Annotated in this window: 20 protein-coding genes; 8 read left to right on the forward strand and 12 right to left on the reverse strand. The window is 71.0% G+C overall.

The features are described 5' to 3' along the window. Positions 1 to 2: 2 nt before the first annotated feature. The gene (gene urtA / locus O2L52_RS16550) at positions 3 to 1,274 is read right to left on the reverse strand and encodes an urea ABC transporter substrate-binding protein (protein WP_270116847.1); all 1,272 of its coding nucleotides are present in this window, start codon (positions 1,272 to 1,274) and stop codon (positions 3 to 5) included. Positions 1,275 to 1,617: 343 nt separating this feature from the next. Here urtA and O2L52_RS16555 point away from each other — a divergent pair, with 343 nt between their 5' ends. Together O2L52_RS16555 and O2L52_RS16560 are read left to right on the forward strand one after the other, a co-directional pair. Beyond that, positions 1,618 to 2,025 carry a peptidase inhibitor family I36 protein gene (locus O2L52_RS16555; protein ID WP_270116848.1) on the forward strand — a complete coding sequence of 136 codons (408 nt, stop codon included), beginning with the start codon at positions 1,618 to 1,620 and terminating at the stop codon, positions 2,023 to 2,025. Positions 2,026 to 2,125: 100 nt separating this feature from the next. After that, a complete protein-coding gene (locus tag O2L52_RS16560) occupies positions 2,126 to 3,070 on the forward strand; it encodes an aminoglycoside phosphotransferase family protein (RefSeq protein ID WP_270116849.1) in 945 nt (314 codons plus the stop codon). Between the two features lie 53 nt (positions 3,071 to 3,123). Here the strand turns inward: O2L52_RS16560 and O2L52_RS16565 are convergent, their stop codons facing one another. After that, a complete protein-coding gene (locus tag O2L52_RS16565) occupies positions 3,124 to 4,233 on the reverse strand; it encodes an epoxide hydrolase family protein (protein WP_270116850.1) in 1,110 nt (369 codons plus the stop codon). A 158-nt stretch (positions 4,234 to 4,391) separates the two neighbouring features. Continuing rightward, positions 4,392 to 5,198, reverse strand: coding sequence for a class I SAM-dependent methyltransferase (locus O2L52_RS16570; protein WP_270116851.1), 807 nt, complete (start codon positions 5,196 to 5,198; stop codon positions 4,392 to 4,394). 211 nt (positions 5,199 to 5,409) lie between these two features. Between O2L52_RS16570 and O2L52_RS16575 the strand changes: the two genes are divergently transcribed. Together O2L52_RS16575 and O2L52_RS16580 are read left to right on the forward strand one after the other, a co-directional pair. Beyond that, positions 5,410 to 6,429 carry a phosphotransferase enzyme family protein gene (locus tag O2L52_RS16575; RefSeq protein WP_270116852.1) on the forward strand — a complete coding sequence of 340 codons (1,020 nt, stop codon included), beginning with the start codon at positions 5,410 to 5,412 and terminating at the stop codon, positions 6,427 to 6,429. Between the two features lie 120 nt (positions 6,430 to 6,549). Further along, complete coding sequence (locus tag O2L52_RS16580) at positions 6,550 to 7,101, forward strand: hypothetical protein (RefSeq protein ID WP_270116853.1); 552 nt, start codon at positions 6,550 to 6,552, stop codon at positions 7,099 to 7,101. A 7-nt stretch (positions 7,102 to 7,108) separates the two neighbouring features. On the opposite strand, the gene O2L52_RS16585 is transcribed toward O2L52_RS16580, so the two are convergent. The 5 genes from O2L52_RS16585 to O2L52_RS16605 all read right to left on the reverse strand — a co-directional run bounded on the left by O2L52_RS16585 (position 7,109) and on the right by O2L52_RS16605 (position 11,942). Next, a complete protein-coding gene (locus O2L52_RS16585; RefSeq protein ID WP_270116855.1) occupies positions 7,109 to 8,443 on the reverse strand; it encodes a jacalin-like lectin in 1,335 nt (444 codons plus the stop codon). 131 nt (positions 8,444 to 8,574) lie between these two features. Then, positions 8,575 to 8,928 carry a DoxX family protein gene (locus O2L52_RS16590; protein ID WP_270116856.1) on the reverse strand — a complete coding sequence of 118 codons (354 nt, stop codon included), beginning with the start codon at positions 8,926 to 8,928 and terminating at the stop codon, positions 8,575 to 8,577. 17 nt (positions 8,929 to 8,945) lie between these two features. Beyond that, complete coding sequence (locus O2L52_RS16595) at positions 8,946 to 9,104, reverse strand: hypothetical protein (protein WP_270116859.1); 159 nt, start codon at positions 9,102 to 9,104, stop codon at positions 8,946 to 8,948. An 86-nt stretch (positions 9,105 to 9,190) separates the two neighbouring features. Further along, complete coding sequence (locus O2L52_RS16600; RefSeq protein ID WP_270116860.1) at positions 9,191 to 10,078, reverse strand: sigma-70 family RNA polymerase sigma factor; 888 nt, start codon at positions 10,076 to 10,078, stop codon at positions 9,191 to 9,193. A gap of 169 nt (positions 10,079 to 10,247) precedes the next feature. Then, on the reverse strand, positions 10,248 to 11,942 hold the full coding sequence (locus O2L52_RS16605; protein ID WP_270116861.1) for a DUF2264 domain-containing protein: 1,695 nt from the start codon (positions 11,940 to 11,942) through the stop codon (positions 10,248 to 10,250). A gap of 172 nt (positions 11,943 to 12,114) precedes the next feature. On the opposite strand from O2L52_RS16605, the gene lanKC reads away from it, so the two are divergent. The 3 genes from lanKC (at position 12,115) to O2L52_RS16620 (ending at position 16,791) form a co-directional block, all read left to right on the forward strand. Continuing rightward, a complete protein-coding gene (gene lanKC, locus O2L52_RS16610) occupies positions 12,115 to 14,700 on the forward strand; it encodes a class III lanthionine synthetase LanKC (protein ID WP_270116862.1) in 2,586 nt (861 codons plus the stop codon). A 21-nt stretch (positions 14,701 to 14,721) separates the two neighbouring features. Further along, on the forward strand, positions 14,722 to 14,868 hold the full coding sequence (locus tag O2L52_RS16615) for a SapB/AmfS family lanthipeptide (RefSeq protein ID WP_270116863.1): 147 nt from the start codon (positions 14,722 to 14,724) through the stop codon (positions 14,866 to 14,868). A 69-nt stretch (positions 14,869 to 14,937) separates the two neighbouring features. Continuing rightward, positions 14,938 to 16,791 carry an ATP-binding cassette domain-containing protein gene (locus O2L52_RS16620; protein WP_270116864.1) on the forward strand — a complete coding sequence of 618 codons (1,854 nt, stop codon included), beginning with the start codon at positions 14,938 to 14,940 and terminating at the stop codon, positions 16,789 to 16,791. A 55-nt stretch (positions 16,792 to 16,846) separates the two neighbouring features. On the opposite strand, the gene O2L52_RS16625 is transcribed toward O2L52_RS16620, so the two are convergent. Continuing rightward, positions 16,847 to 16,993 (reverse strand): hypothetical protein, encoded by a 147-nt coding sequence (locus tag O2L52_RS16625; protein ID WP_270116865.1) that lies wholly within the window; start codon positions 16,991 to 16,993, stop codon positions 16,847 to 16,849. A 243-nt stretch (positions 16,994 to 17,236) separates the two neighbouring features. On the opposite strand from O2L52_RS16625, the gene O2L52_RS16630 reads away from it, so the two are divergent. Continuing rightward, positions 17,237 to 19,507 (forward strand): ATP-binding cassette domain-containing protein, encoded by a 2,271-nt coding sequence (locus O2L52_RS16630; RefSeq protein ID WP_270116866.1) that lies wholly within the window; start codon positions 17,237 to 17,239, stop codon positions 19,505 to 19,507. Here the strand turns inward: O2L52_RS16630 and O2L52_RS16635 are convergent. The 3 genes from O2L52_RS16635 to O2L52_RS16645 form a co-directional block, all read right to left on the reverse strand. Next, positions 19,486 to 20,088 carry a response regulator transcription factor gene (locus O2L52_RS16635; RefSeq protein WP_270116867.1) on the reverse strand — a complete coding sequence of 201 codons (603 nt, stop codon included), beginning with the start codon at positions 20,086 to 20,088 and terminating at the stop codon, positions 19,486 to 19,488. The genes O2L52_RS16630 and O2L52_RS16635 overlap by 22 nt on opposite strands. 268 nt (positions 20,089 to 20,356) lie before the next feature. Continuing rightward, a complete protein-coding gene (locus tag O2L52_RS16640) occupies positions 20,357 to 21,052 on the reverse strand; it encodes a DedA family protein (protein WP_270116869.1) in 696 nt (231 codons plus the stop codon). 71 nt (positions 21,053 to 21,123) lie between these two features. Next, a complete protein-coding gene (locus O2L52_RS16645; protein ID WP_270116870.1) occupies positions 21,124 to 23,367 on the reverse strand; it encodes an MMPL family transporter in 2,244 nt (747 codons plus the stop codon). Between the last annotated feature and the right edge of the window lie 205 nt (positions 23,368 to 23,572).

The following is a 23,572-nucleotide window of genomic DNA, read 5'->3' on the forward strand; positions in this document are numbered from 1 at the left end:
CACTACTCGGACACCTGCAGGTCAGCAGCCCACTCGTAGCCCTCCAGGAACGGATCCGGCTCGATCGCGCCCGCCGACTCCCACACCGTGTACAGCAGACCGTCAGCCCGGATCTCCCCGATCCGCGCCGTCTTCGTCACGTGGTGGTTCTCCCCGTCGATCACCACAGTCCCCTCAGGACTCTCGAACGAGACCCCGTCCGCGCTGGCCTGGATGTCGGCGACGTCGAAGGATCCGGCCTTCTCGGCGGTCGCGGCCCACAGGTACACGGAGTTGTAGGCGGCTTCCATGGGGTCGGAGGTGACGCGGTCGGCGCCGTACTCGGCTTTGAACGCGTCCACGAAGGTCGTGTTGGCCGGGGATTCGATGGTCTGGTAGTAGTTCCAGGCCGCGAGCTGGCCTTCGATGTTCTCGATGCCGATGCCGCCGACCTCTTCTTCGGCGATGGAGACGCTCATGACGGGCATCTGCTCGGCGGTGAGGCCGACGTTCGCGTACTCGCGGAAGAACGCGACGTTGGAGTCGCCGTTGAGGGTGTTGAACACGGCGTCGGCGCCGGAGGCGCTGACCTGGTTCACGATGGTGGAGAACTCGACGGAGCCGAGCTGGGCGTAGTCCTCGCCGACGATCTCGATGCCCTTGTCGGCGGCGTAGGCGTTGATGATCGCGTTGGCCGTGCGGGGGAAGACGTAGTCGGAGCCGACCAGGTAGAGGGACTTGACGCCGGTCTCGGCGAGGTAGTCGAGGGCGGGGATGATCTGCTGGTTCGTGGTCGCGCCGGTGTAGAAGATGTTCTCGGACGCTTCGAGGCCCTCGTACTGGACGGGGTAGTACAGGAGCGAGTCGTTGTCCTCGAAGACCGGGAGCATGGCCTTGCGGGAGGCGGAGGTCCAGCCGCCGAAGACGGCGGCGACGCAGTCTTCGCGGATGAGCTTCTCGGCCTTCTCTGCGAACACGGTGGGCTCGGAGGCCCCGTCTTCGGCGACGATCTCGATCTGCTTGCCCTGGACGCCGCCGGCGGCGTTGATCTCGTCGACGGCGAGGTAGATGGCGTCGCGGACCGTGGTCTCGGAGATGGACATGGTGCCGGACAAGGAGTTGAGGGCGCCGACCTTGACGGTGTCGCCGGAGGTGTCCACGCACGACTCGGCCGCGGCGGTCTCCTCCCCGGCGCGCGAGCCGCACGCCGAGGTGAGGGCGAGCGCGGTCACGGCCGCGGTGGCGGCGAGGGAGCGGGTGAGGTCTCGGGGGTGGAACGTGAATCGCTGTGGCATGCGGTGGTCGACCTTTCGCGGGGTGGGCGTCCCGGTTCGATGGGGACCGGGCCTGCAAGGGGTGTCGCCGCAGGCAGCGGCGGTGTACAGGTGCGTATACAGCGTCGTATCCGCTATGGGTCCAAGCTAGGGTCGCGATGTTTCACCGCCGTGCACGTCAAGAACGGCGGTATGAACTCCCGTTGCGGGCGCGTAAAAAAGCCCGCACGGTCACCGAGCGCGAAAGCGAGGCCGCTGGTCCGCGCACCGCGTGAAAACGATGCGCCCCAACGCGGTGACACCGCTCCCAAAGATCGATATGGTTGAATCCCAAAGCAACTCGCGAACAAGGGAGCACCACCGCATGCGCAACCGCACCGCCGACGCCAAGCCCCGCAAGCGAACCCCCGCACTCCTCCTCGCCCTCACCGCCACCGCGCTCCTCGCCACCGCCACCCCCGCAGCGGCCGCCCCCGAAGCCACCGCCGCCGGCGACACCTGCAACCTCACCGAAGCCCTCTGCCTCTATGAAGGCACCGACTTCACCGGCGCACGCTTCAACGTCAGCTCGCTCGTGGAACCCGGCACCTGCGTCAGCCTCGTCGACCACGGCTGGGCCGGCCGCGTCAACTCCGCCATCAACACCCACACCCAGTCCGCCGCGCTCTTCGCCAACGACGACTGCGTCGGCGGCCCCTACCAGGTCCCCGGCTCCAGCTCCATCGCCGACCTCGGCGGCTTCGAACCCCTGAGCGTCTGGATCGCCGGATAACCACGCACCACGAACGGGCCGCCGGGGAAACCCGGCGGCCCGCACGCTTCCCCGGCGCTAACCAGTTGACACTCCGACCTGGAGTGTCCAGGATCAACCGATGCCGACCCACCCCGTCAACGTCTCCCCCGCCACCCGCAGCCGCGCCGAGCACAGCGGCGAGACCGGCCGCCGCTGGCTCAACGACCTCCCCGCCCTCGTCGACACCTACGAGCAGCGCTGGGCGATCACCGTCGCCGACCCGTTTCCCGGCGCCGGCGAGGGTTACGTGGCCCGCGCCCAACGCCACGACGGCACCCCGGCCGTCTTCAAACTCAACCTCCCCCTCGAATACCGGCGCAGCCAGATCGACGTCCTCGAACGCGCCCGCGGACACGGCTACGCCCAGGTCTACGCCGCCGACCACGACGACCAGGCACTACTCCTCGAAGCCCTCGGCCCCACCCTCGACGACCTCGAACCCGCCCCCGAACGGCGCATCGCCGTCCTCACCGCACTCCTCACCCAGGCCTGGACCGTGCCGATCGACGAGGCCACCCTCTGGTTCGGCGAACGCAAGGCGAACGACCTCGCCGCGATGACCGAACGGAACTGGCGGACCTTCGGCAAGCCCTGCTCCGCCGCGGTCGTCGACCTCGCACTGCGATACGCCGACCGCCGCGCCGCGGCGCACGACCCCGACCGCTGCGTCTACGCCCACGGCGATCCGCACGCAGGCAACGCCCTGCAGGTCGAACAGCCCCGCACCGGGGCCGAATCCGGGTACGCGTTCATCGACCCCGACGGCGGCGCCATCGAACCGGCCTACGACCTCGGCGTGGTCCTGCGGGACTGGGACGCCGAGATCGCCGCGGCCCCCGACCCGCTCGCCTTCACCCGGCACCTCTGCTCACAACTCGCCGCAGCGACAGGCGTCGACCGGCAGGCGGTCTGGGAGTGGGGGTTCCTCGAGCGCGTCGCCACGGGCCTGTGGGTCCTCGAGTTCGGCCAGCACTGGGGCCTGGAGAAACTCGCCAACGCCGAGCGACTGCTCGAAACCGCCTGAGCGCCTCGAACCACTGGACTTCCGGGCGGTCGCCGACCGGCTCGACTGAACCCCTAGGCCGCTTCCTTGAGGCGGGCCAGGAAGAACTCCCGCACATCGGCGGCGAGCAGCTCCGGGACCTCCATCGCCGCGAAGTGGCCGCCGCGCTCGAACTCCGACCAGTGCCGCACGTCGAACAACCGCTCGGCCAAGGGCCGCACCGAGAGCGTGATGTCGTGCGCGAACACCGCCACCCCCAGCGGCACCCGGCACGGCTCGCCCGGCGCGCCGCGCTGCGTGTCGCGGTGCAGCCGCGCCGAAGAGGCCGCCGTCGCCGTCAGCCAGTACAGCGAGATGTCGGTGAGCATCCGGTCGTCGCTCACCGGCGTCGCCGGGTCCGTCCACTGCGCGAACCGCTCGGCGATCCACGCGAGCTGACCCACCGGCGAATCGGTGAGCGCGTACCCGATCGTCTGCGGCGTCAAGGCCTGCAGCGCCTGGTACGGCGGCCGGTTCGCCATGAGGGCCCGGACCGTGTCGAGCCGCGCCTCGTCCGATGCGGACAGTTCCAATCCGGCGTCCGGGTCCGGGCGCGTCGGCAGGTAGTTCACGTGCACGCCGATCACGTGCTCCGGCGCGAGAGCGCCGAGCGCGGTGGAGACGCCCGCACCGAAGTCGCCGCCCTGCGCCCCATACCGTTCGTACCCGAGGCGGCGCATGAGCTCGGCCCACGCCCGCGCGACGCGCGGCACGCCCCACCCGCCCTCGCTGGTCGGCCCGGAGAACCCGTAGCCGGGCATCGAAGGGATCACCAGGTGGAAGTCGCGCGAGAGCGGCTCGATCACGTCCAGGAACTCCAGGAACGAACCGGGCCACCCGTGCGTGAGGACCAGCGCCACCGCGTCCGGGTTCGCGGACCTGACGTGGACGAAGTGGATGTTCTGGCCCTCGATCTCGGTGGTGAAGTGCGGCAGCTCGTTGAGGCTCGCCTCCTGCTCGCGCCAGCTGTAGCCGGTGCGCCAGTACTCGGCGAGCGACTTCAGCCGCGCGAGCGGGAACCCGTAGTCGGACCCGGCACCGTCGACCTCGTTCGGCCAGCGCGTGCGGGCCAGCCGGTCGTTGAGGTCGTCGAGGTCGGCCTGCGGGACGTCGATGCGGAAGGGCGTGATCTCGGTGGTGCTCATGGCGGTCTCCAGGGGTCGCGATGTTCATTTGAACAACTAACGTTCATGAAACTAACGATATCATATTCGTTAGTCCCACCAACGATCTGTCGGAACCGTCACACACCAAGAGGCCGAGAACCCAGCGGCTCCCGGCCCCCCGCCACACACATCCCCAGCTAGCGCTTCACCTCCCGGCACTCGAGGATGCCGGCGTGACTCGTGATCCGCAGCACCTCACCGCCCGCGAAATACGCCTCCAACCGCCGCTCGATCTCCTCCATCAGCCGCCCGAACTCCCCTGACGACAATGCGAAGAAATCCTCCTCAGACCGGAACGCAGCCATCAACGGCCCCGGCTCCGGCAACTCGATCACCCCCGGCAGATCATGCAGCACAACCGAAGCGAACCGCTCCGACACCATCGCCTGGGCGATCTCCAACGAGAACCGATCGACGAGCACCGAACGCGCCAAACGCAGATCGGTACCGAGCACCGCCTTCGCCGCCTCCCGCCAAAGCGGCTCGTACTCGAGCTTGTCGTCCGACGCGAGCGTCGAGACGAACAAGGTCCCACCCGGAGCGAGCACCCGCTGCAACTCATCGAGCGCCGCCGCAATGTCAGGCACGTGGTACAGCATGTGCATCGCCAGCACCACATCCGCCGAACCATCAGCGAACGGCAGCTCCGCGACATCCGCGACCACCGTCGGCTCCGGCACCGTCTCGAGGATGCCCGAGGCCAAATCGACCCCGATCACCTCCGCACCAGGGAACGCCTCACGAAGACGAGCCGTATAACGGCCATTGCCGCAACCGACATCGAGCACCCGCCCCGGCTCCCCCGAGACACGCGAGACCACAACCCCGGGAAGGTCGTAGTCAGGAGTCTTATAGGCATAGAGCCCTTGCCGGACCGCGAGACCGTCCTCGCTGCGGTAATTGTCGACCTTCTGGAACCGCTCATCCGTGGTCTGTCGCTGCATCGCCCGGTCCTTCCGCGTTCTTGTCGAATCCCGCCGAACACACGGGCCCACTGCTTTCGCGTACGAGTATTCCACGCACCACCCCCGCACCCCGGTTGCGCCTGCAGCACAACCGCATTCCACCCCGCGATACCCGATTGCGCGCTGGCGGCGAGTCTGCTGTGATGGCCGCACCCCTCGCACCGACCGGTGCACCACCGAAGGAGCCCGCTTGCCGCCCACCGCCTACGCCGACGCGGCGCTCACCGCGGCCGAGACCGCCCTCCACGCATATGGCCTGCCCGCACCGCTCACTGTGGAGCCGATCCGCCTGCTCAACAACGCGGTGTACGCGGTGACCACCGAGGACGACCACCGTTTCGTCCTGCGTGTCCACCGGCCCCGGTACCGCCTCCCCGAGCACACCCGGTCCGAACTCGCCTTCCTCGCGGCCGTCTATGGAGACCTGGCCGCTGCCGGTGTCCGCGTGCCGAAACCGTTGCGGACCAAGGACGGAGCGCTGACGGTCGCCGTCACCCCGCCCGACTCGCCGACGTTCCATTGCGACCTGCTGACCTGGGTCGACGGCCGCGTCCTGCGCCCGGGAACCGGCCTCGGCCCCAGCGGCGTGCGCGCCATCGGCCGCGCCCTGGGACTGCTACACCAGGCCGCCGAGTCGTTCACCGCGTCCGCGAACTTCAACCTGCCGACCTGGAACGCCGAAGCGCTCTTCACCGAAGCCTCGCCCTACCGGCCCGGCCCTTTCCGCGATCTGCTGAGCCCGGCAGACCGCTCGGTCTTCGACACCGTCGCCGACCGGACCGCCGCACTCTTCGACCGCCTCGGCACCGGCGCCGACGTGCACGGGATCGTCCACCACGACTTCATCCTCGGCAACTGCCACCCCGTGCGCACACCGCAGGGCTGGAGTATCGGTGTGATCGACTTCGACGAGAGCGGCCGGGGCCACTACCTCGCCGACCTCAGCCCGGTCTTGGGCAACCTCAGCGACTACCCCCACTTCAGGCGCCTCCGCGCCGCCCTCCTCGAGGGCTACCGCTCCGTGCGGGATCTGCCGGCCGAACATGAGGCGCACTTCCCGCTGCTCATGGCCGCCCGCCATGCCGCCCAATGCCTGTGGGCCGCGGGCCTGGTGCACAGCAACGGCAGCCCCGAGGTCGACACGGCCGACCACATCGCCTACCGCATGTGGGAGGTGCGCCGCTGCCTGGCGATGGGCGCCGGTTCCTGAACGCCCGCGCGGTACTGCGCCAGTAGCGCAGAGCCAATAGGATCAGCACCGGTCGTGCCCGCCCGCACGCCGGTCGCCCCGCCCGGCACCGTGCGCCGCGCCTTTGGAGGTTCAGCACCCTTGTCCACGTTCGTGAAGGGCCTCGCCTGGACCGTCGCGCTCCTCTCCGGCATCGCGACCATCTTCGCCCTGTTCGGCGGCCAGCAGTGGCTCGAGCAGCAGGGCTGGACGCTCGCCCCGAGCGCCGCGCCGACCACCGAGGCCGTCGAGACCGCCGAATCCGAGGACACCCCGCAAGAGGCCGCCGCCACGAGCGGCACCGGCGACACCGAACCGGAGCCCTCGGACACGGGAACGGGCTTCAGCTGGGACGGCGTGATCGCCTGGTCCGAGCGCACCTTCGACAACCCGCTCTGGGGCATCCCCGCCATCGGCGGCTCGATGCTCCTCGCAGGAATCGCGGGCGCTCTCTGCCTCCACGCGACCTCCCCGATCACCGTCCTCGGCGGCATCCTCCTCGGCCTGCTTGCACTGGCCTGCGCCGCGGCCGTCATCCTCGTCGGCTTCCTGCTGCACGCTGCCGACCCCGGCTACCTCGGCTGGTTCGTCATCCTCACCGTGTTCAGCGCTCCGCTCGGATATGCCGCACCTGTCTTCTCGGACCGCTACTGAACACCGCTCACCGGCGGGTGAAGACGACGCCCAATTTGTCCAGCGCCGCACCGGCGCGGCCGTGGAACCCGGCGATCTGCCAGCCGGCCGGGGCCGTGAACGTCGTGCAGTCGCCCGTGACCGTGCCGCCCTCGAGCGTCCGGCCGGTGCTGGTCGTGAAGCGGGCGTAGAAGATCCGGGTGTGGCCGCTGTGCTCGGCCCGGCAGACGCGGAGGGCGGTCGCGTACTCGCCCGCCGCCAGCGTCAGCTCCTTGAGCGTGCCTCCGCTGCCGCCGTGGTCGAGGACGGTGCCGTCGGTCAGGGTCGCGCCGATCCGGTCGACTCGCTCCCCCGCGCGCAGGCGCAGCACGCGGGCCGCGTCGCCCGCGTCGAGGTCGTCCACATCGGTGAAGACATCGCCGTGCGGGCCGCCGAACTGGTCGCTGAGGGCGAGGTCGCCGCCCGTGGACCAGGAGAAGTCCACACTGATCGGGTAGTGGTCGGAGAGGTTGCCGCCGTTCGCGTCCCTGAACGCGGCGTGGTCGTTGCGGTACCGGTTCGCGTCGAGGGTGACGTGGTCGCCAGAGCGGTAGAGGACCTTGTCGACGACCTCGCAGGCCGCATCGACGTGGGCGTCGTCGCAGACGAGCGCCTCGTCGCCCTCGTTCGGGGCGTCGCCGCCGCGGACGAGCTCGACCCAGGCGTCGGTGAGGCCGCCGGCCGCCGCGAACTCGGCGACGCCGTCGCCGCGCGTGTAGCGGGTGTTGGTGTCGCCGTACACGATCGCGGCGTTCCCGGCCGAGTGCGAGGCCATGTACGCCGCGACCTGCGCGAGGTTGGCTTCACGGGCGGCGATGTCGGCCGGTTCGCTCCCGGCGTCGGTGTGCAGGTTGTACAGGTCGACCCACACGCCTTCGGCGAGGCGGGCGCGCATGAACGTGAAGCCCTTGGGCGTCAGGCAGTCGCCCGAACCGGAGGAGCACTGGCTCCACTTGACGCGCTCGAAGTCCTCGAACGGCAGGTCCGACAAGGTGTTGAGGCCGTCGCCGAAGGGCACGCCGCCGCTCGTGGAAGTCCGGTGAGGATGGTCGTCCGCCGCGTACAGCGCCGCATGGTAGTTGAAGTCCTCCTGGACCTGCACGATGTCGTAGGCGCCCAGGCGGGAGCCGATGATCGGTGTGTTGGTCTCGGGATCGCCGTCGCCGAGCCCGAGCGGCAGGCCCGCGATGTTGTAGGAGAGGACGGAGAGCTCGCCGCCCTGCGCGGCCTCCTGCGCCGCGACCGGTTCGGGCGCGGCGGCGAGGGTGAGGGCGGCGAGCGAGGTCACCGCGGTGAGCAGTGCCAGGCGGGGAGGGAGGTGCATGCGGCTCCAGAGGGCTTGCGGCCGAGAGGGACTCGGTTGTTCGGTGGTGGCGCCCTCAGATTGCCCGATTCAGGCGAAATGTTCAAGACTGCCGCGAGAACCCCGCCCCGCCTGGCGGTGAACGCTCGCGCTCACACGGTCAGGCCGAGCGCCAGCAGCACGATGGAGGAGGCCAGGAACAGGAACGTCCCGACGGTCTCCTTCGGCCAGAAGTCCGCCAGCACATGCGTGTGGACCGCGCAGGTCCAGAACAGGACCAGGCCGGCCGCCGCCGCGAGGCCGACGATCGGGAACGCCAGGCCGAGCAGGAGGCCGAGACCGCCGGCGACCTTGAGGACGCCGATCGGGAAGACCAGCAACGACTGCGGCACGTTCGCGCCGTCCATGAGCGGCAGGATGACCTTGAGGCGGACCATTGCGCCGATCCCCGAACCGAGGTTGAGGACGCCGAACGTGATCGCGAGGACGAGATAGAGCGTGGACATGAGGTGTCTCCTTGTTGTCAGTAAGCGGTGGTGAGGTAGGTGTGCGAGGCGCTCCGGTCCTCGATCGCGGTGAGCATCGCGCGGGCGACGGCGGCCACGTCGTGGCCGGCTTCGAGCGCCTGGGCGAGTACGGCGCGGCCGTCCCCGCCCGTCGCTGCGATGGCGGTGTGCTTCATTGGATGCCTCGGATTCGCGCCGCATCGGCGCACAGTGGTGGAGCACCGCTGCCGGCGGACCGGCACGGCATGGAGGGCACTGAGCGTCAGTGCAGCGTGGTGAGCTTCTGTGGGTTCGTGACCGCGTAGACCGCGGCGACCCGGTCGAGTTCCGGGGTCAGGTCGAGCATGAGGACGCCGACGACCCGGCCCTCGCGCCACATCAGCGCCGCAGGCGAGCCGTTCACGGGCCGGAACGCGACTTCGAGCCCTTCATGGCGGCGGAACCGGCGGCTGACCAGCAGCGCCGCGATCCGCTCGGCGTCGCGCATCGGCCGCGGCCCGGCCGCGGGACCCAGGCCCCCGCCGTCGCAGGTGAGCACCACATCGGGCGCCATGAGGCCGAGCAGGCCGTCGATGTCCCCTCCGGAGACGGCGGCCATGAACCGCTCGGTGACCTGCCGGTGCACCGCCGGGTCCACCGCGAACTTCGGGCGCCGCGCCTGCACATGCGACCGGGCACGGTGCGCGGTCTGCCGCACCGACGCCGGTGAGCGCCCCAGCAGCACCGCGACCTCCCCGTGCGCGTACCCGAACACGTCGGCGAGCACGAACACCGCCCGCTCGGCCGGGGTCAGCGATTCGAGGACCACCATGAGCGCCAAGGAGACCGACTCGGTCAGCAGCGCCGGCTCGGCGGCGTCGGGCGCCGCCTCGGTGAGCACCGGCTCGGGCAGCCACGGCCCGATATAGGTCTCGCGGCGGCGCTTCACCGCCTCCTGGCGCCCGATCGCGGCGTTGATACCCACCCGCACCAGGTACGCGCGGGCATGCTCGATCGGCGCGCCGTGCGAACGGCGCTCCCACGCCAGCCAGACGTCCTGGAGCACGTCCTCGGTGTCGGCGACGGTGCCCAGCATCCCGTAGACGATGCCGAACAGCAGCTCGCGGTGCTCATTGAACACCGCGGCCGGTGGATCGGGTACTGCGTTCACGGCGGCCCTCCTCAGCGTTTTCAGCCTGTCGCATTCCAAGAGCCGAACAGGGCCGCCGTTTGTGACACCCGGATCGCGATCGTGACCGGGCTCGCAGTCGTTCTTCTGGTGAGAGCGCGGCGAAGCCGCGCACGTTTGAGTCTTTCTGTCTGTTTCTAGGAGAGAGGCGTTAAGCCTCGGTTCCGATATATATCAGAGATTTCAGCACATGCTTGCCCGGTTCGAGGACGCCCCTGAGCACCGGCAACACCGTTGCGGGCCAGTACAAGTGCGTGCCCGGCATCGGCTCGATGAGCGCGGCCTTCCGCTCCCCCGTGCTGTCGATCAACTCCGAACGCAGACCCGCGCTCGCCACCACCACATGCGAGTCGTCGACCTCCGAGACGTGACCGGCCTTGGGAACGCACCAGCCGCCCTCCGCCGTGTGCAGCACCCGCTCGGTCTCGATCACGTGCACGCGCGCATGCCACCCGTCGACCGCCGCCTCCAGCGAGGTCGTGATGGTCACGTCCTCCCACGGCTGCCAGTTCACCGTGAGCACGCCCTTCTCATCGATCGACCCCTCGTCGGAGTCCTCCCGGCCGCGCCAATGCCGGCCGTCCTCGGACAACAGCAGCGCCCCGTCCGGCACGGCCGACTCCAGTCCCGGACCGCCCGTGGCATGCGAGAACCCCGCCAGCGTCGAATACGCGAGCTTCCCGTACGCGGCCTCACCGGTACGCGCCCACGGCACCCACGCCTGGCCGTTCAACCTCGTCACATGGCCGCCACGGTCGCGAACGTGCACCGCCCGCGCCGCCTTGTGCGGCTCGACCACCGGGCCCGGCAGCGCCGCCTCCACCGTCCAGAACGGATGGTCGGCCGGGGCCAGGAGCCCCGCGAAGATCTTCGTCGCCCACCACGGGGAACCCGCGGTCAGGTACTGCTCCGCGACCGCGTTGTTCGGGTAGGCGTAGCCCACCGTGAGCCGCCCCTCCGGGTCGAGGATCGGCTTGTCCCACCACCACTCGAGATGGCGGCGGCTGAACCCCGCGGCCTCGGCCCACGGCACCGCCTCCACATCCGCGGCGGCCAGCGCGCCCCACAGGCAGCCCTGCGCGAACCGGTAGCCCAGGCTGCGCCCGTAGGGGACGGCCGCGCCGTCCGCACTGAACCATGACCGGAACTTGCGGGCGAACGCCGAAGCGTTCGCCACGTACCGGTCGTCGCCGGCGAGCTTGTAGTGCAGCAGCGCGTACGTGTGGAACGCGAACGGGTTGTAGTAGTCCACGCGCCCGCCCGGGCCGTCCTCGAAGACGGCGTCGCCGAGCGCGAAGTCGCCCATGCGCTCGAGGTGGCCGTTCGCGACGGCCGGGTCGTGGGCGATGCCGAGCCGCTTGAGGCCGTGGCCGGCGAACACCGGGAAGTAGTGCCAGTTCATGTCGGCCACCGGGCCGTTGTAGGCGCCTTGGAGCCAGGCCGCGAGCTTGTCCTTCGCTTTGGGGTCCAAGGGGTCCCAGAGTTTCTCGGGGGCGAGGGCGAAGGCCCAGCCGACCGCGGCGGCCTCGACGATGCGCTGGCCGCCGTTCGCGGCGTCGCCCACGTACCAGGGGTCCTCGGGGTCGACGGCCCGGGCGAGGGTGGCGGCGAGGGAGGCCCACAGGTCGTCGGGGACGGCGTCCTTGGCGGCGGCCAGGCCCCAGAGAGGGCGGGTCAGGAGTTCGAACCAGTCCTCGGCGTGCGAGTGGTTCGACATGGTGACGGGTGTGGCGTCGGGCCCGGCGGCGGCCAGCTCGGCGGCCGGCCTCCCGATCGCGAGCGCGGCCGAGGCCCACCCGGTGCGGCTGTGGTCGAGCGGTCCGAATGTTCGCAGCGGTGAGGTCACGCTGGCAGACGCTATCAATGCCGTCCCGGCACGGCAAGGGGTCCCGCCGAACCGGGGCGGGCCGTGTGGGTTATTCACGGCACTATCCGTGATGAAACAGGGTGGTTCGGACGATTGGAACCTTGCAGGATGAGGTGCAGCACATCGGCTGCGGCTCAAGGAGGTTCCGGCAATGGACGACAGGTACGCGGCGTTCACCATGGCCGACCCGGCCTTCTACGACGCGATGTACTCGGCCGAGACGGCCGGCCGGTCGTTCGACGTCGCCGAGCGGGAGCTCCCGAAAGGCTGGCGCCGCTCGGAGTCCGACGACTGGCTGACCATGCGCCGCGACGACACCGCGCTACCGCAGCAGGGCTGGAAGATCCACGCCTCGGCGACCATGGACGGCGCGGAGCGGGTGCTCGCGGCGGTCTGGGACTACTGCGTGCCGCGAGGTGTCCAGTTCAAGTTCCTGCGCTCGTCCTCGGCCCTGCTGGTGCGCGTGTCGAAGTACGCGCCCCGCGGCTACTCGGGAAAGCTCGTCACGATCTACCCGGGCTCCGACGAGGAGTGCGAGCGCATCCTCACCGAATTGGGAGCGATCCTCGACGGCGAGGAGGGGCCCTACATCCTCAGCGACCTGCGCTGGGGCAAGGGCCCGCTGCACGTCCGCTACGGCGCCTTCGCGAACCGGTACACGACCGACGCCCGCGGCGCGGTCGTCCCGGCCCTGCTCGACGGCGAGGGCCGCCTCGTGGCCGACCGCCGCGACCCGGTGTTCCACATCCCCGACTGGGTCGAGCTCCCCGCCTTCCTCGCGCCCCACCTGGAAGCCCGCAGCGCCGTCAAGGTCGACGAGATCCCCTACACGATCGAACGGGTCCTCCACTTCTCCAACGGCGGCGGCATCTACCTCGCCCGCGACCGCGACGGCCGGCAGGCGGTCCTGAAGGAAGGACGCCCGCACGCCGGCCTCGACGCCTGGGGCGCCGACGCGGTCGCCCGCGTCGAGCACGAGCACCAGGTGCTGGAGCGCCTCGCCGGCATCCCGGGCGTGCCCGAGTCCCGCGGCGTGTTCTGGCTCGGCGAGCACCGGTTCCTCGCCATGGAGTACGTCGAGGGCGAGGTCCTGAGCAAGGCCGTCGTCACCCGCTACCCGCTCGTCGACGCCGACGCGACCGCCGAGGAGTACGCCCGGTTCACCGCCTGGGCCGTCGACGTGCACGACCAGATCGCCGCCGTCGTCGCGCAGATCCACGAGCGCGGCCTCTCCTACGGCGACCTCCACCTGTTCAACGTCATGGTCCGCCCCGACGGGCGCGCCTGCCTCCTCGACTTCGAGGTCGCCGGCGAGGTCGACGCCGAACGCCGTGCGGGCCTGGGCAACCAGGGCTTCGCCGCCCCGCGCTCCCTCACCGGGGCCGCCGCCGACCGGTACTCCCTCGCCTGCATGAAACTCGCCCTGTTCCTGCCGATGACGAACCTCCTCGGCCTCCACCGGCTCAAAGCCCGCCACTTCGCGCAGATCATCCGCGAGCGGTTCCCCGTCCCCGACGGCTGGCTCGACGACGCCGTGGACCTCATCGCCCCGCCCGAGTACGCCTACGAAGCGCCGAGCACCGAACCCGACGACTGGCCCGCCGTGCGCGACGCCATCACCCGCGCCATCGTCGCCAGCGCCACCCCCGAACGCGACGACCGGCTCTTCCCCGGCGACGTGCAGCAGTTCGAATCCGGCGGGCTCGGCCTCGCCTTCGGCGCCGCCGGCGTCCTGCACGCCCTGGACGCTTCGGGCGCAGGACGGTTCGAGCGGTTCGAGGACTGGCTCCTGCAGCGCGCCACCAGCCCGGCCCCCGGCTCACGCCTCGGCCTCTACGACGGCCTCTGCGGCGCCGCCTTCACCCTCGACCGACTCGGGCACCACCAGGCCGCACTCGACACAGTGGACGTCGTCCTCAGCGAAGACTGGAAGTCCCTCGGCGGCGACCTGTTCGGCGGCCTCACCGGCATCGGCCTCAACCTGCTCCACCTGGGCGCCGCACGCGGCGAACCCGACCTCACCGAGACCGGCCTGGCCTGCGCGGGCCTCGTCGCCGACCGGCTCGAAGCCGAGACCGCCGGCGAACCCCGCAGCGGCGGCCGCGAACCCTGGGCCGGACTCATGCGCGGCGGCGCCGGACGCGCCACGCTCCTCATGCGCGCCTTCGACACCACCGGCGACACCGGCTACCTCGACGCCGCCGCGACCGGCCTCCGCGCCGACCTCCGCCGCAGCGTCGTCCGCTCCAACGGCTCCCGCGAGATCGACGAAGGCTGGCGCACCATGCCCTACCTCGAGGCCGGCAGCGTCGGCCTCGCCACCGCCCTCGACGCCTACCTCGCCCGCCGCCCCGACACCGCATTCGCCGAGGCCTCCGCGCAGCTCGCCCTCGCCGCCCGCTCCCCCATGTACATCCTCCCGGGGCTGTTCACCGGCCGCGCCGGCATCCTCCTGTACCTCGCCGGACGCAGCCCGGACCCGGCCACCGACCCGGCCGTGCGCGACCAGGCCCGGGCGCTCGCCTGGCACGCCCTCCCCTACGCGGACGGCATGGCGTTCCCCGGCACCGGGCTCCTCCGGCTCTCCATGGACCTCGCCACCGGCAGCGCGGGCGTCCTGCTCGCCCTCGCCGCGGCACTCCAAGCGGGCCCCCACGCGGGGCTCCCGCTGATCGGCAGCTCCGCTGCCCCGCAGACGCCCGCGCCTCGCGCGCAGGTGAACCCAGTTTCCCAGTAAGAACGACGAAAGGACACGAACATGGCTCTCCTCGACCTGCAAGGCATGGAAGGCAACAACGAGCTCAACACGGCCGGCAGCAGCAACAGCGGGCACTCCTGCCCCTCCAACCTGAGCGCCACCCTCTGCGGCGGCACCAGCAGCCTGAGCATCCTGCTCTGCCACTAGCCGATCCTGAACCTCGGCCCCGGACGGCGCACTGCCGACCGGGGCCGAGGTCGATGAACGGAGCCGCCCATGGCCACCCCCGCACTCGCACTCGGCACCGTCGTGCGCCGCTCCCGCCGCACACTCCCCCTACTGGGCGCCTCCGCGCTCGCCGGGACCCTGAGCCTGCTCGCACTGCCACTGGCACTCGCGAACGCGGTCGACAGCGCAGTCGCGGGCCACGGCGCCCACACCTGGACATGGATCGCGGCGGCGCTCATCCTCCTCGGCGTCGCATGCGACCTCGTCGACGCCTTCACCGAGACCACCTGCACGGCAGACGCGGCGGCATGGCTGCGCCAAGGCCTCGTCCGACGCATGCTCGGCATCCCCCACCGCATCCGCGAATTCGACACCGGCGACCTCGTCGCCCGCACCTCGGCCGGCGCAGCGGACGCCGCCCAAGCCGGCCCCGGCGTCATCGGCGCACTCGCCGCGACACTGCCGCCCGTGGGCGCGCTGGCGATGCTGCTGTGGCTCGACTGGACGCTCGCGGTCGCGTTCGCGGCCGGCCTGGCCCTTGTGGCGATGGTGCTGCGGCTCTTCGCGAAGGAGACCGCCGCCGCCGCGATGGGGTACCAGCGCGTGCAGGGGACGATGGCGGCGCGGCTGACCGAGTCGATCGGCGGCAGGCGCACCATCGCGGCCGCGGGCACGGTCGACGCCGAGACCGAGCGCGTCCTCTCCGATCTCCCCGAACTCGCCGTGCACGGGAGAGCGAGCTGGCGGGCCCTGTCGGCGGCCGGAGCGCGGGCGGCGTTCGCCGGTCCACTGGCGACGGTCGGCGTGCTGGCGGTCGCCGGGTTCCTCGTCGGGCAAGGGCGGCTGAGCGCGGGCGAGGTGCTGGCGGCAGGCCAGTACGCGATGCTCGGCGCGGGCCTGGGCTCACTGACCGGGGTGGTCGGCGTCCTCGCCCGGGCGAAGGCGGCGGTGGCGCGGCTCAGCGAGGTCCATGCCGTGCCGATGCTCGAGTACGGCGACCGGACACTGCCGAACGCGACGCACGATAACGGCGAGGCGGCACGGCCCGGCACCGCCCACGCTCCTCCGGCGCCCAGTGTTGCGAACGCCGACCGATCATCCACCGCCGCACCGGCGTTCACGCCGACCGGCTTGCGGAGCGCCGCTCCCTCTGGCGCACCGACCGGGCCGCGCATCGTCACCTCGCCCGCTGATCCGGCCGAGGTCCCTACGACCCGCGGCCTGCTCGAACTGCGCGCGGTGACCGTGCAAGGCCCGGCAGGACCGATCCTCGAAGACGTCGCGTTCACGGTCCCGGGCGGCGCGGTCGCGGCAGTCGTGGGCGCATCCGGGTCAGGGAAATCGGTGCTCGCGGCGGTGGCTGCTCGGCTGCGCGACCCCGACTGCGGCGAGGTGCGGTTGGACGGGGTCCCGTTGCCCGCCTTGTCGGCCGAGGCATTGCGGGACGCCGTTGGTGTCGCGTCGGAACGACCGGCGCTCGCCGGAGCGACCCTCGCCGACGCGATGGGCCCTGGCAGGCCGCGGGAAGCGGTCATGGCCGCGGCGGCGGCGGTCGGCGCGGACGGCTTCGCCGAACGCCTCCCGGACGGCTACGACACGCCGCTGGAGCGGGTCCCGATGTCGGGCGGGGAAGCCCAGCGGATCGGTCTCGCCCGCGCGTGGCGCGCCGAACGGCTGCTGGTGCTGGACGACGCGACCGCCGCCCTCGACGCGGTCAGCGAACTGCGGATCGCCGAAGCCCTGGCCGCGAGCGGCCGGACGAGGCTCGTTGTGACGCACCAGGTCCGAGTCGCGGCCCAGGCGGATCTGGTGGTGTGGCTGGAGGCGGGCAAGGTGCGCGCAGTGAGTTCGCATCGAACCCTGTGGACGGATCCCGACTACCGGGAGGTCTTCCACCAATGACCCGAGACCAGCACCCGGGCCTCGCTGCGACAGTGCAGCCACCCGGCACGACACCTCACGCCGTCGCCGTCGCCGTCGCCATCGCCATCGCCATCGCCATCGCCATCGCCATCGCCATCGCCATCGCCATCGCCATCGCCATCGCCATCGCCATCGCCATCGCCATCGCCATCGCCATCGCCATCGCCATCGCCATCGCCATCGCCAAGGATTGTCGGTCCCTCAATGCACCCTTGTATCGGGGGCCCATCGCACGACGCTCCCGACCCCGGGGGTCGGTCACCCCCGCACTGCCACGCCCGCGCGCGATCGTCGCGCGGGCGATTGCGAACCGGCATACCCGCGCTCGAGGACCGGTCATCCCAACAGCTCATGCGAACCTCCGCCACCGCCACCGCAGTTCACGCCCCTGGGCAATGCACCGGGCGAACCATCCGACAACGCAGTGGCATATCACGCATCACTCCTCGCGCCGTTCACACTGCTCACCCCGCTCACATCACTCGGCGGCCACGTCATGAGGGTCCTCCTGCGTTACGCCGCTTCCGGACTGCGCCCGAGAGCGCTCCTCGCACTCTTCCTGTGGTCCATCCCCGAAACACTCCCGACCGCGCTGTTCGGGCTCATGATCGCCCGCGCCCTCGACGACGGGTTCCTCGCCGGGCGCCCCTGGACCGGCGCCGCCTGGCTCGGCGGACTCATGGCCGCCGCGGCCATCGGTGCGTTCGGCACCCGCGGGCTCTACGCCACCCTCGGCGCCACAGTGGAGCCGTTCCGGGACCGCTTGGTGCGCCATGTGATATGTCACGCGCTACGTACCTCAGTCGCCGGTCGACCCGACTCGGGAGCCGTCTCCCGCCTCGCCCGACAGGTCGAGATCGCTCGCGACTCGTACGCGGGTGTGGTGCTCGCCGTCCGCGGATGCCTCGTCACCGCAGTCGGCGTCTCCGTAGGCCTCCTCGCGCTCGATCCGCGCCTCGCGCTGTTCGTGCTGCCGCCGTTCCTGCTGGGGCTCTTCGCCTTCATCGCCACAATCGGCTTCGCCGCCGCACGGCACTGGCGCGCAGCCGAAGCCGACGAGAGCATGGCCGAGCACATCGGCCAGGTCGCGGCCGCCGCGACCGACCTTGCGGGCTGCGGCGGCGAAACATACGGCGAGGCGTTCACCGCCGGACCAATCGCGCGTCTCGCCGCCGCCGAGCGGGCCCTAGCCGGAGCGGCGGCGCTGCGCGCCGTGTGCTTCGCAGTGGGCGGATGGCTGCCACTGCTGGCGGTCCTCGCCGCCGCGCCATGGCTCGCCGACCGCGGCCTCACCGCCGGCGCGCTCACCGGAGCGCTGCTCTACGTCCTCACCGGCATCCAGCCCGCTCTCAACACTCTGGTCTCCGGCCTCGGCAACAGCGGCCTGCGCCTGTGCGTCGCCCTGAGCCGCATCCTCAACGGCGGCAATAGCACTGCCTCCGCAAGCCCACTCGAAGCCGCGAGCATCGCCGGTGGCCCCGGAGACGGCACGGGCACCACCGCTCCCCGCGATGGCGCAAGCCCTCACCCCACCGCCGCGAACCAGCCCGTCGCAATAGTGGCCACCGCTGACCCCATCGGCGGCACAGGCACCCGCGCCACTGCCATCGCCTCCCTCGACGCCACCAGACCCGCCTCCAACCCCAGCGATGAAACGGGACCCGCTACCGACCTCATTGACCTCCCCTCCGAGACTCCGCGAACACCCCCGGCCGCCGCCGCACCGCCGCACTCCCGCGCCGCGTCCGAGCCGGGCGGCGCCGCGGTCCAACCCGCCCGACCGCGGGGCACGCACCATCCCGAACCGTCAGACCCTTCCGGCACCATTGCATCGGGGGCGCTCCAGTTCGGACACACCCGACTCCGGGGAAAGGACGAACCCGACCTTTCCCCCGACGACCAGCCACCCGCCCTCGCCGCCCGCGGCCTGACCTTCGCCTACGGCCCGCACGCCGCACCGGCCGTCGACGACCTCGACCTCACCGTCCCCGCAGGCGACCACCTCGCGATCATCGGCCCCAGCGGCATCGGCAAATCCACCCTGGCCGCACTGCTCTGCGGGCTCCTGCGACCCGACGCGGGCACAGTCGTCTACGGCCGCACCGAAGCCGACGCCTTCACCGCGGCCGAGCTCGCCCAGCGCCGCGTGCTCATCCCCCAGGAGGCCTACGTCTTCACCGGCACCGCGCGCGCCAACCTGAACTACCTCGATCCGGACGCCACCGACGCCGAACTCACCACCGCGGCCGCCGCTGTCGGCGCCGCGAACCTCGTCGACCGGCTCGGCGGCCTCGACGCGGTCCTCGACCCGCGCCGACTCTCGGCCGGGGAGCGCCAGCTCATCGCGCTCGCCCGCGCCTACCGCTCCCCCGCCCCGATCGCGGTCCTCGACGAGGCCACCTGCCATCTCGACCCCGCCGCCGAGGCCCGCGCTGAGGCGGCCTTCGCCGCCCGCGGCACCCTCGTCGTCATCGCTCACCGCGCGAGCTCCGCGATGCGGGCCCGCCGGCTGCTCGTCCTCGACGGTGACAGCGCGATCATCGGCGACCACGCGCACCTGCGGGGCACGTCAGCGCTGTACCGGAGCCTGCTGGCGCACTGGGGAGCCGACGATCATCTGGACGCGCGGGACCCGTTGCCGCCCAAGGCGACCGACGATCGCGTCGCAGCAGGTCAGATCCAGCCCGCCTCCTGAGCGATGCGGACCGCGTCGATCCGGCTGCGCGCCCCCGACTTGTGGATGGCGTTCGACAGGTAGTTGCGGACCGTCTCCACCCGCAGGAACAGCAGCTCGGCGATCTCGCGCGTCGTGGCGCCCGTCCCGACGTGGCTCAGGACCTCCCGCTCCCGCTTGGTGAGCGGGTTGCGGCGGGCCCGCATGGCCGCCAGCGCGATCGATCCGTCGATCACGACCTCGCCGTCGGTGAGGCGGTGGATCGCGTCGATGAGCTGCTCGAAGGTCGCCTCGGTGGTCATGAACCCGACGCGCGGCACGAGCCGCGTGAGGTCCTCGGAGAGCCCCGCGGTGCGGGTGGGGTCGACGAGGAGGAGCACGCTCATTTCGGGCAGGGCCGCGCAGAGCGCTTCGGCGCGTTCGGGAGGCAGTAAACCGGTGTCGTGGACGAGTACGTCGGGCTGCAGTCGCAGTGCGGCGGCCAGCGGGTCCTCATCGCGGTCAGTGTCGTCGATGAGGGCGATGCCCTGCTCGCCGGACAGTCCTCGGCGCAATGCCGTGCGCCAGAGGCATTGGTCGTGCTGGACGAGTACGCGGATCATGGACTCCCACCTGTGTCACCTTCGCAAGTCCCTGCCGACACCCACCCGTCGTGTCCGGGATCCTGGTACAGGCCTTAGGGTACCGGTCCGCAAAGGACACCAAACGCGAGGAAATGTCAGATCAGCGACAAATGGTGATCGGGCGGGATATTGGCACATCGCAATGCCCCGAAAAACGCCGGAAGGGCCCGTCCGCGGTGCCGGCGAAGGCCTCGCCGGACCTGGACAGGCCCTTTTGGAATGTGACACGTGATATGTCACTGTGTTTTCAGGCGGCGCGTGCCGTCCTTCCGCCCGCGTCGTCCGTTTCACCGGCGGGCGCCGGCGCCTCGAGTGCCACCGGCGGGGCCGCGATCGCGAGTACGACTGCGGTGTCGGCGGGCTGGTCGGGGTGGGTGCGCTGCCACCGGCGGGCGAGCCAGCCGAGGAAGAGCCCCATCGCCAGCATGGTGACGACCGAGCCGACGAGCGACTGCAGCCCCGGTCCGGCGATCCACGCGATCGCCAGCCCCAGCCCGACCGAGTACACGGCCCACAGGACCCCGCCGAGGGCGGCCATGCGCGCGTACGGCGGCTTGGCGGTGCCGGCCGCCGCCCACGCCAGCGCGGTGCGCCCGGCGGGCAGGAACCGCGCCACCATCGTCGTCCGGTAGGGGTGGTCGCTGATGGTGCGCTGCAGGAGCGTCTCGAGTTTCACGACCGTGCCGGTCACGAGGCCGCGGACGGCGCGGGGACTGCGGCGGGCGAGGCCCGCGCGCAGGGCCCGGAACAGCCGGTAGCCCAGGAACTCGCCGAGCCAGGAGGCGACGGCGGCGCCGACGAGCAGCACGCCGATGAGGAGCGGGTTGCCGAAGACGAGCCCGGCGGCGGCGGTCACGAGCGTCGCGCTCGGAAGCACGGGTGCGAAGAAGTCCGCGACCACCATGCCGATGAGGATGAGCATCGCCCAGAAGAAGACCGTCATGGGTCCCCCCGTTCACCGAGTGCCGGAGAGGGACCGGGCCGGGGGTTGGCCCGGTCCCCTTCGGGCATCGGCTACTTGGACGCTCCGACGAGCTCGCGCTCGTCTTCGCTCGGGGCGTCCTTGGTGAGGTGCTCCTGGAGCTTGTCCCCTTCGACGTCCACGTTCGGGAGGATCCGGTCGAGCCACTTGGGGATCCACCACGAGCCGCGGCCGATGAGGGCCATGATCGCGGGGATGATCGCCATGCGGACCACGAACGCGTCGAAGATGACGGCGGCGGCCAGCGCGAAGCCCATCGAGGCGATGAGCGCTTCACCGCTGAAGATGAACGCCGCGAAGACGCTGATCATGATGAGCGCGGCGGCGACCACGACCCGCGAGGAGTGGCCGTAGCCCTCCACGATGGCCCGCTTCGGGTCGGCGCCGTGCACGTAGGCTTCGCGGACGCGGGTGACCAGGAAGATCTGGTAGTCCATCGCGAGGCCGAAGACGAGGCCGATCATGAGGATCGGCATCATCGACATGATCGGGCCGGGCTGGTCGACGTTGAACAGCTCTGCGCCCCAGCCCCACTGGAAGACCGCGACGAGGGCGCCGAGGGCGGCGAACACGCTGAGCATGAAGCCGAGCGTGGCCATGATCGGCACGAGGATCGAGCGGAACACCAGCAGCAGGATGAGCGCCGCGAGGCCGACGACGATGAGCATGTACGGCAGCAGCGCGTCGTTGAGGTTGTCGGAGATGTCGATGTTCAGTGCGGTGGCGCCGGTGACGGCCCAGTTCGCGTCGGTGTCGTCGGCGAGGAAGCCGCGGATCTCGTGCACGAGTTCGTTGGTGGCGTGGTCGGACGGTCCGGTCTCCGGGATGACGGTGACCATGACGGTGTCCAGGTCGGCGTTCGGGAACGCCTGGCCGACGACGGCGATGCCGTCGATGTCGTTCAGCTCTGCGGTGATGTCCTGCGCGGCGGTCATCGCGTCGACGCCGTCTTCGAGGTCGCCGACGATGATGAGCTGGCCGTTGAAGCCCGCACCGAAGCCCTCGCTGATGAGGTCGTACGCCTGGCGCTGGGTGGTCTCCGTGCCGGAGGTGCCGGCGTCGGGGAGGCCCAGTTCGAGGTCGAGCGCCGGGTAGGCGAGCGTGCCGAGGCCGACGATGCCGACGAGGGCGACCAGGATCGGGTGGCGGGTGATGAACCCGGCCCAGCGCTTGCCGCCGTTGGGCTTGGCGTCGTGAAGGCCTTCGGCGATGCGGCGGCGCTGCCGCTTGGTGAAGATGCGCTTCCCGGTGAACCCGGCGAAGGCCGGGAGCAGGGTGACGGCGATGAGCACGGCGATGACGACGGTGACGGCGGCGGCCACGGCCATCTCGGTCAGGAACGGGATGTTCACGACCGACAGGCCCAGGAGCGCGATCACGACGGTGAGGCCGGCGAAGAACACGGCGGAGCCGGCGGTGCCGACGGCGCGGCCCATGGCCTCGGCGCGGGCGCGCTTGTCCTCGACGCGGCCGTCCGCGGCGAGTTCGTTGCGGTAGCGGGAGAGGATGAACAGCGCGTAGTCGATGCCGACGGCGAGGCCGATCATGGAGGCCAGCGTGCCGGTGGACTCGCTGACGTTCATGAAGGAGGTCGCGGCGAGGATGCCCGCGGTGGTGAGCATGACGCCGAGCACGGCGGTGATGATCGGCAGGCCCGCCGCGAGGAGGGCGCCGAAGGTGATCACGAGGACGACGAGCGCGACGCCGATGCCGATGAGCTCGGTCGTGCCGGTCTCGGGCATCGGCTGGAGGACGTCGCCGCCGACCTCGACGCGGACGCCCGCGTCCTCGGTGTCGGCGATGGCGTCTTCGAGGTAGGCGATGGTGCCCTCGTCGAGCTCCATGGCGGGCTCGGCGTAGGCGACCTGCATGACGGCGATGGTCTGGCCGTCGGCGGCGATCATGCCGATCGGGTTGCCGGCCTCGTCGGTGGCGAAGGGGCTGGTGACCGAGGCGATCTGCGGCGAGTCGGCCATGGTGGCCGCGAGGTCGTCGATGACGGCCTTGTTGGCCTCCGCGGTGAGCGGTTCGCCGTTCTCGGACTCGAACACGATCTGCGCGGTGCCGCCGTCGGCGTTCGCGTCGGGGAAGCGGTCTTCGAGGAGGTCGAAGGCCTCCTGGGATTCGGTGCCGGGCAGGACGAACTCGGGGTTCGTCTCCTGCTGCATGGTCGCCGCTGCTGCGCCGACGCCGCCGACGATGAGGATCCAGACGGCGAGGACGAGCCATCGCAGTCGGTAGGACCCTCTGCCGAGGCGGTAGAGGAAGGTGGCCACGCTGGGTGCTCCTTACAAGGGTTCACCGTCCGGCTCCGCCGCCTCGTGGCGTTCGAGGGTCGGTCGCTTTCAAGCAGTGCCGTTGCACGGCAATGCCTTTGAGCGACGTGACCTTCGACGCCTATTGGGTGTGCGGCGGCGGGGCCGGTCGGCTCGGGTGGTGTTCGCCGGCGTCGTCGACGGCGGGTTTCCTGGTGTGTTGCAG

This window comes from Glycomyces algeriensis (assembly GCF_027622855.1).
GTDB classification, from domain to species: domain Bacteria; phylum Actinomycetota; class Actinomycetes; order Mycobacteriales; family Micromonosporaceae; genus Glycomyces; species Glycomyces algeriensis.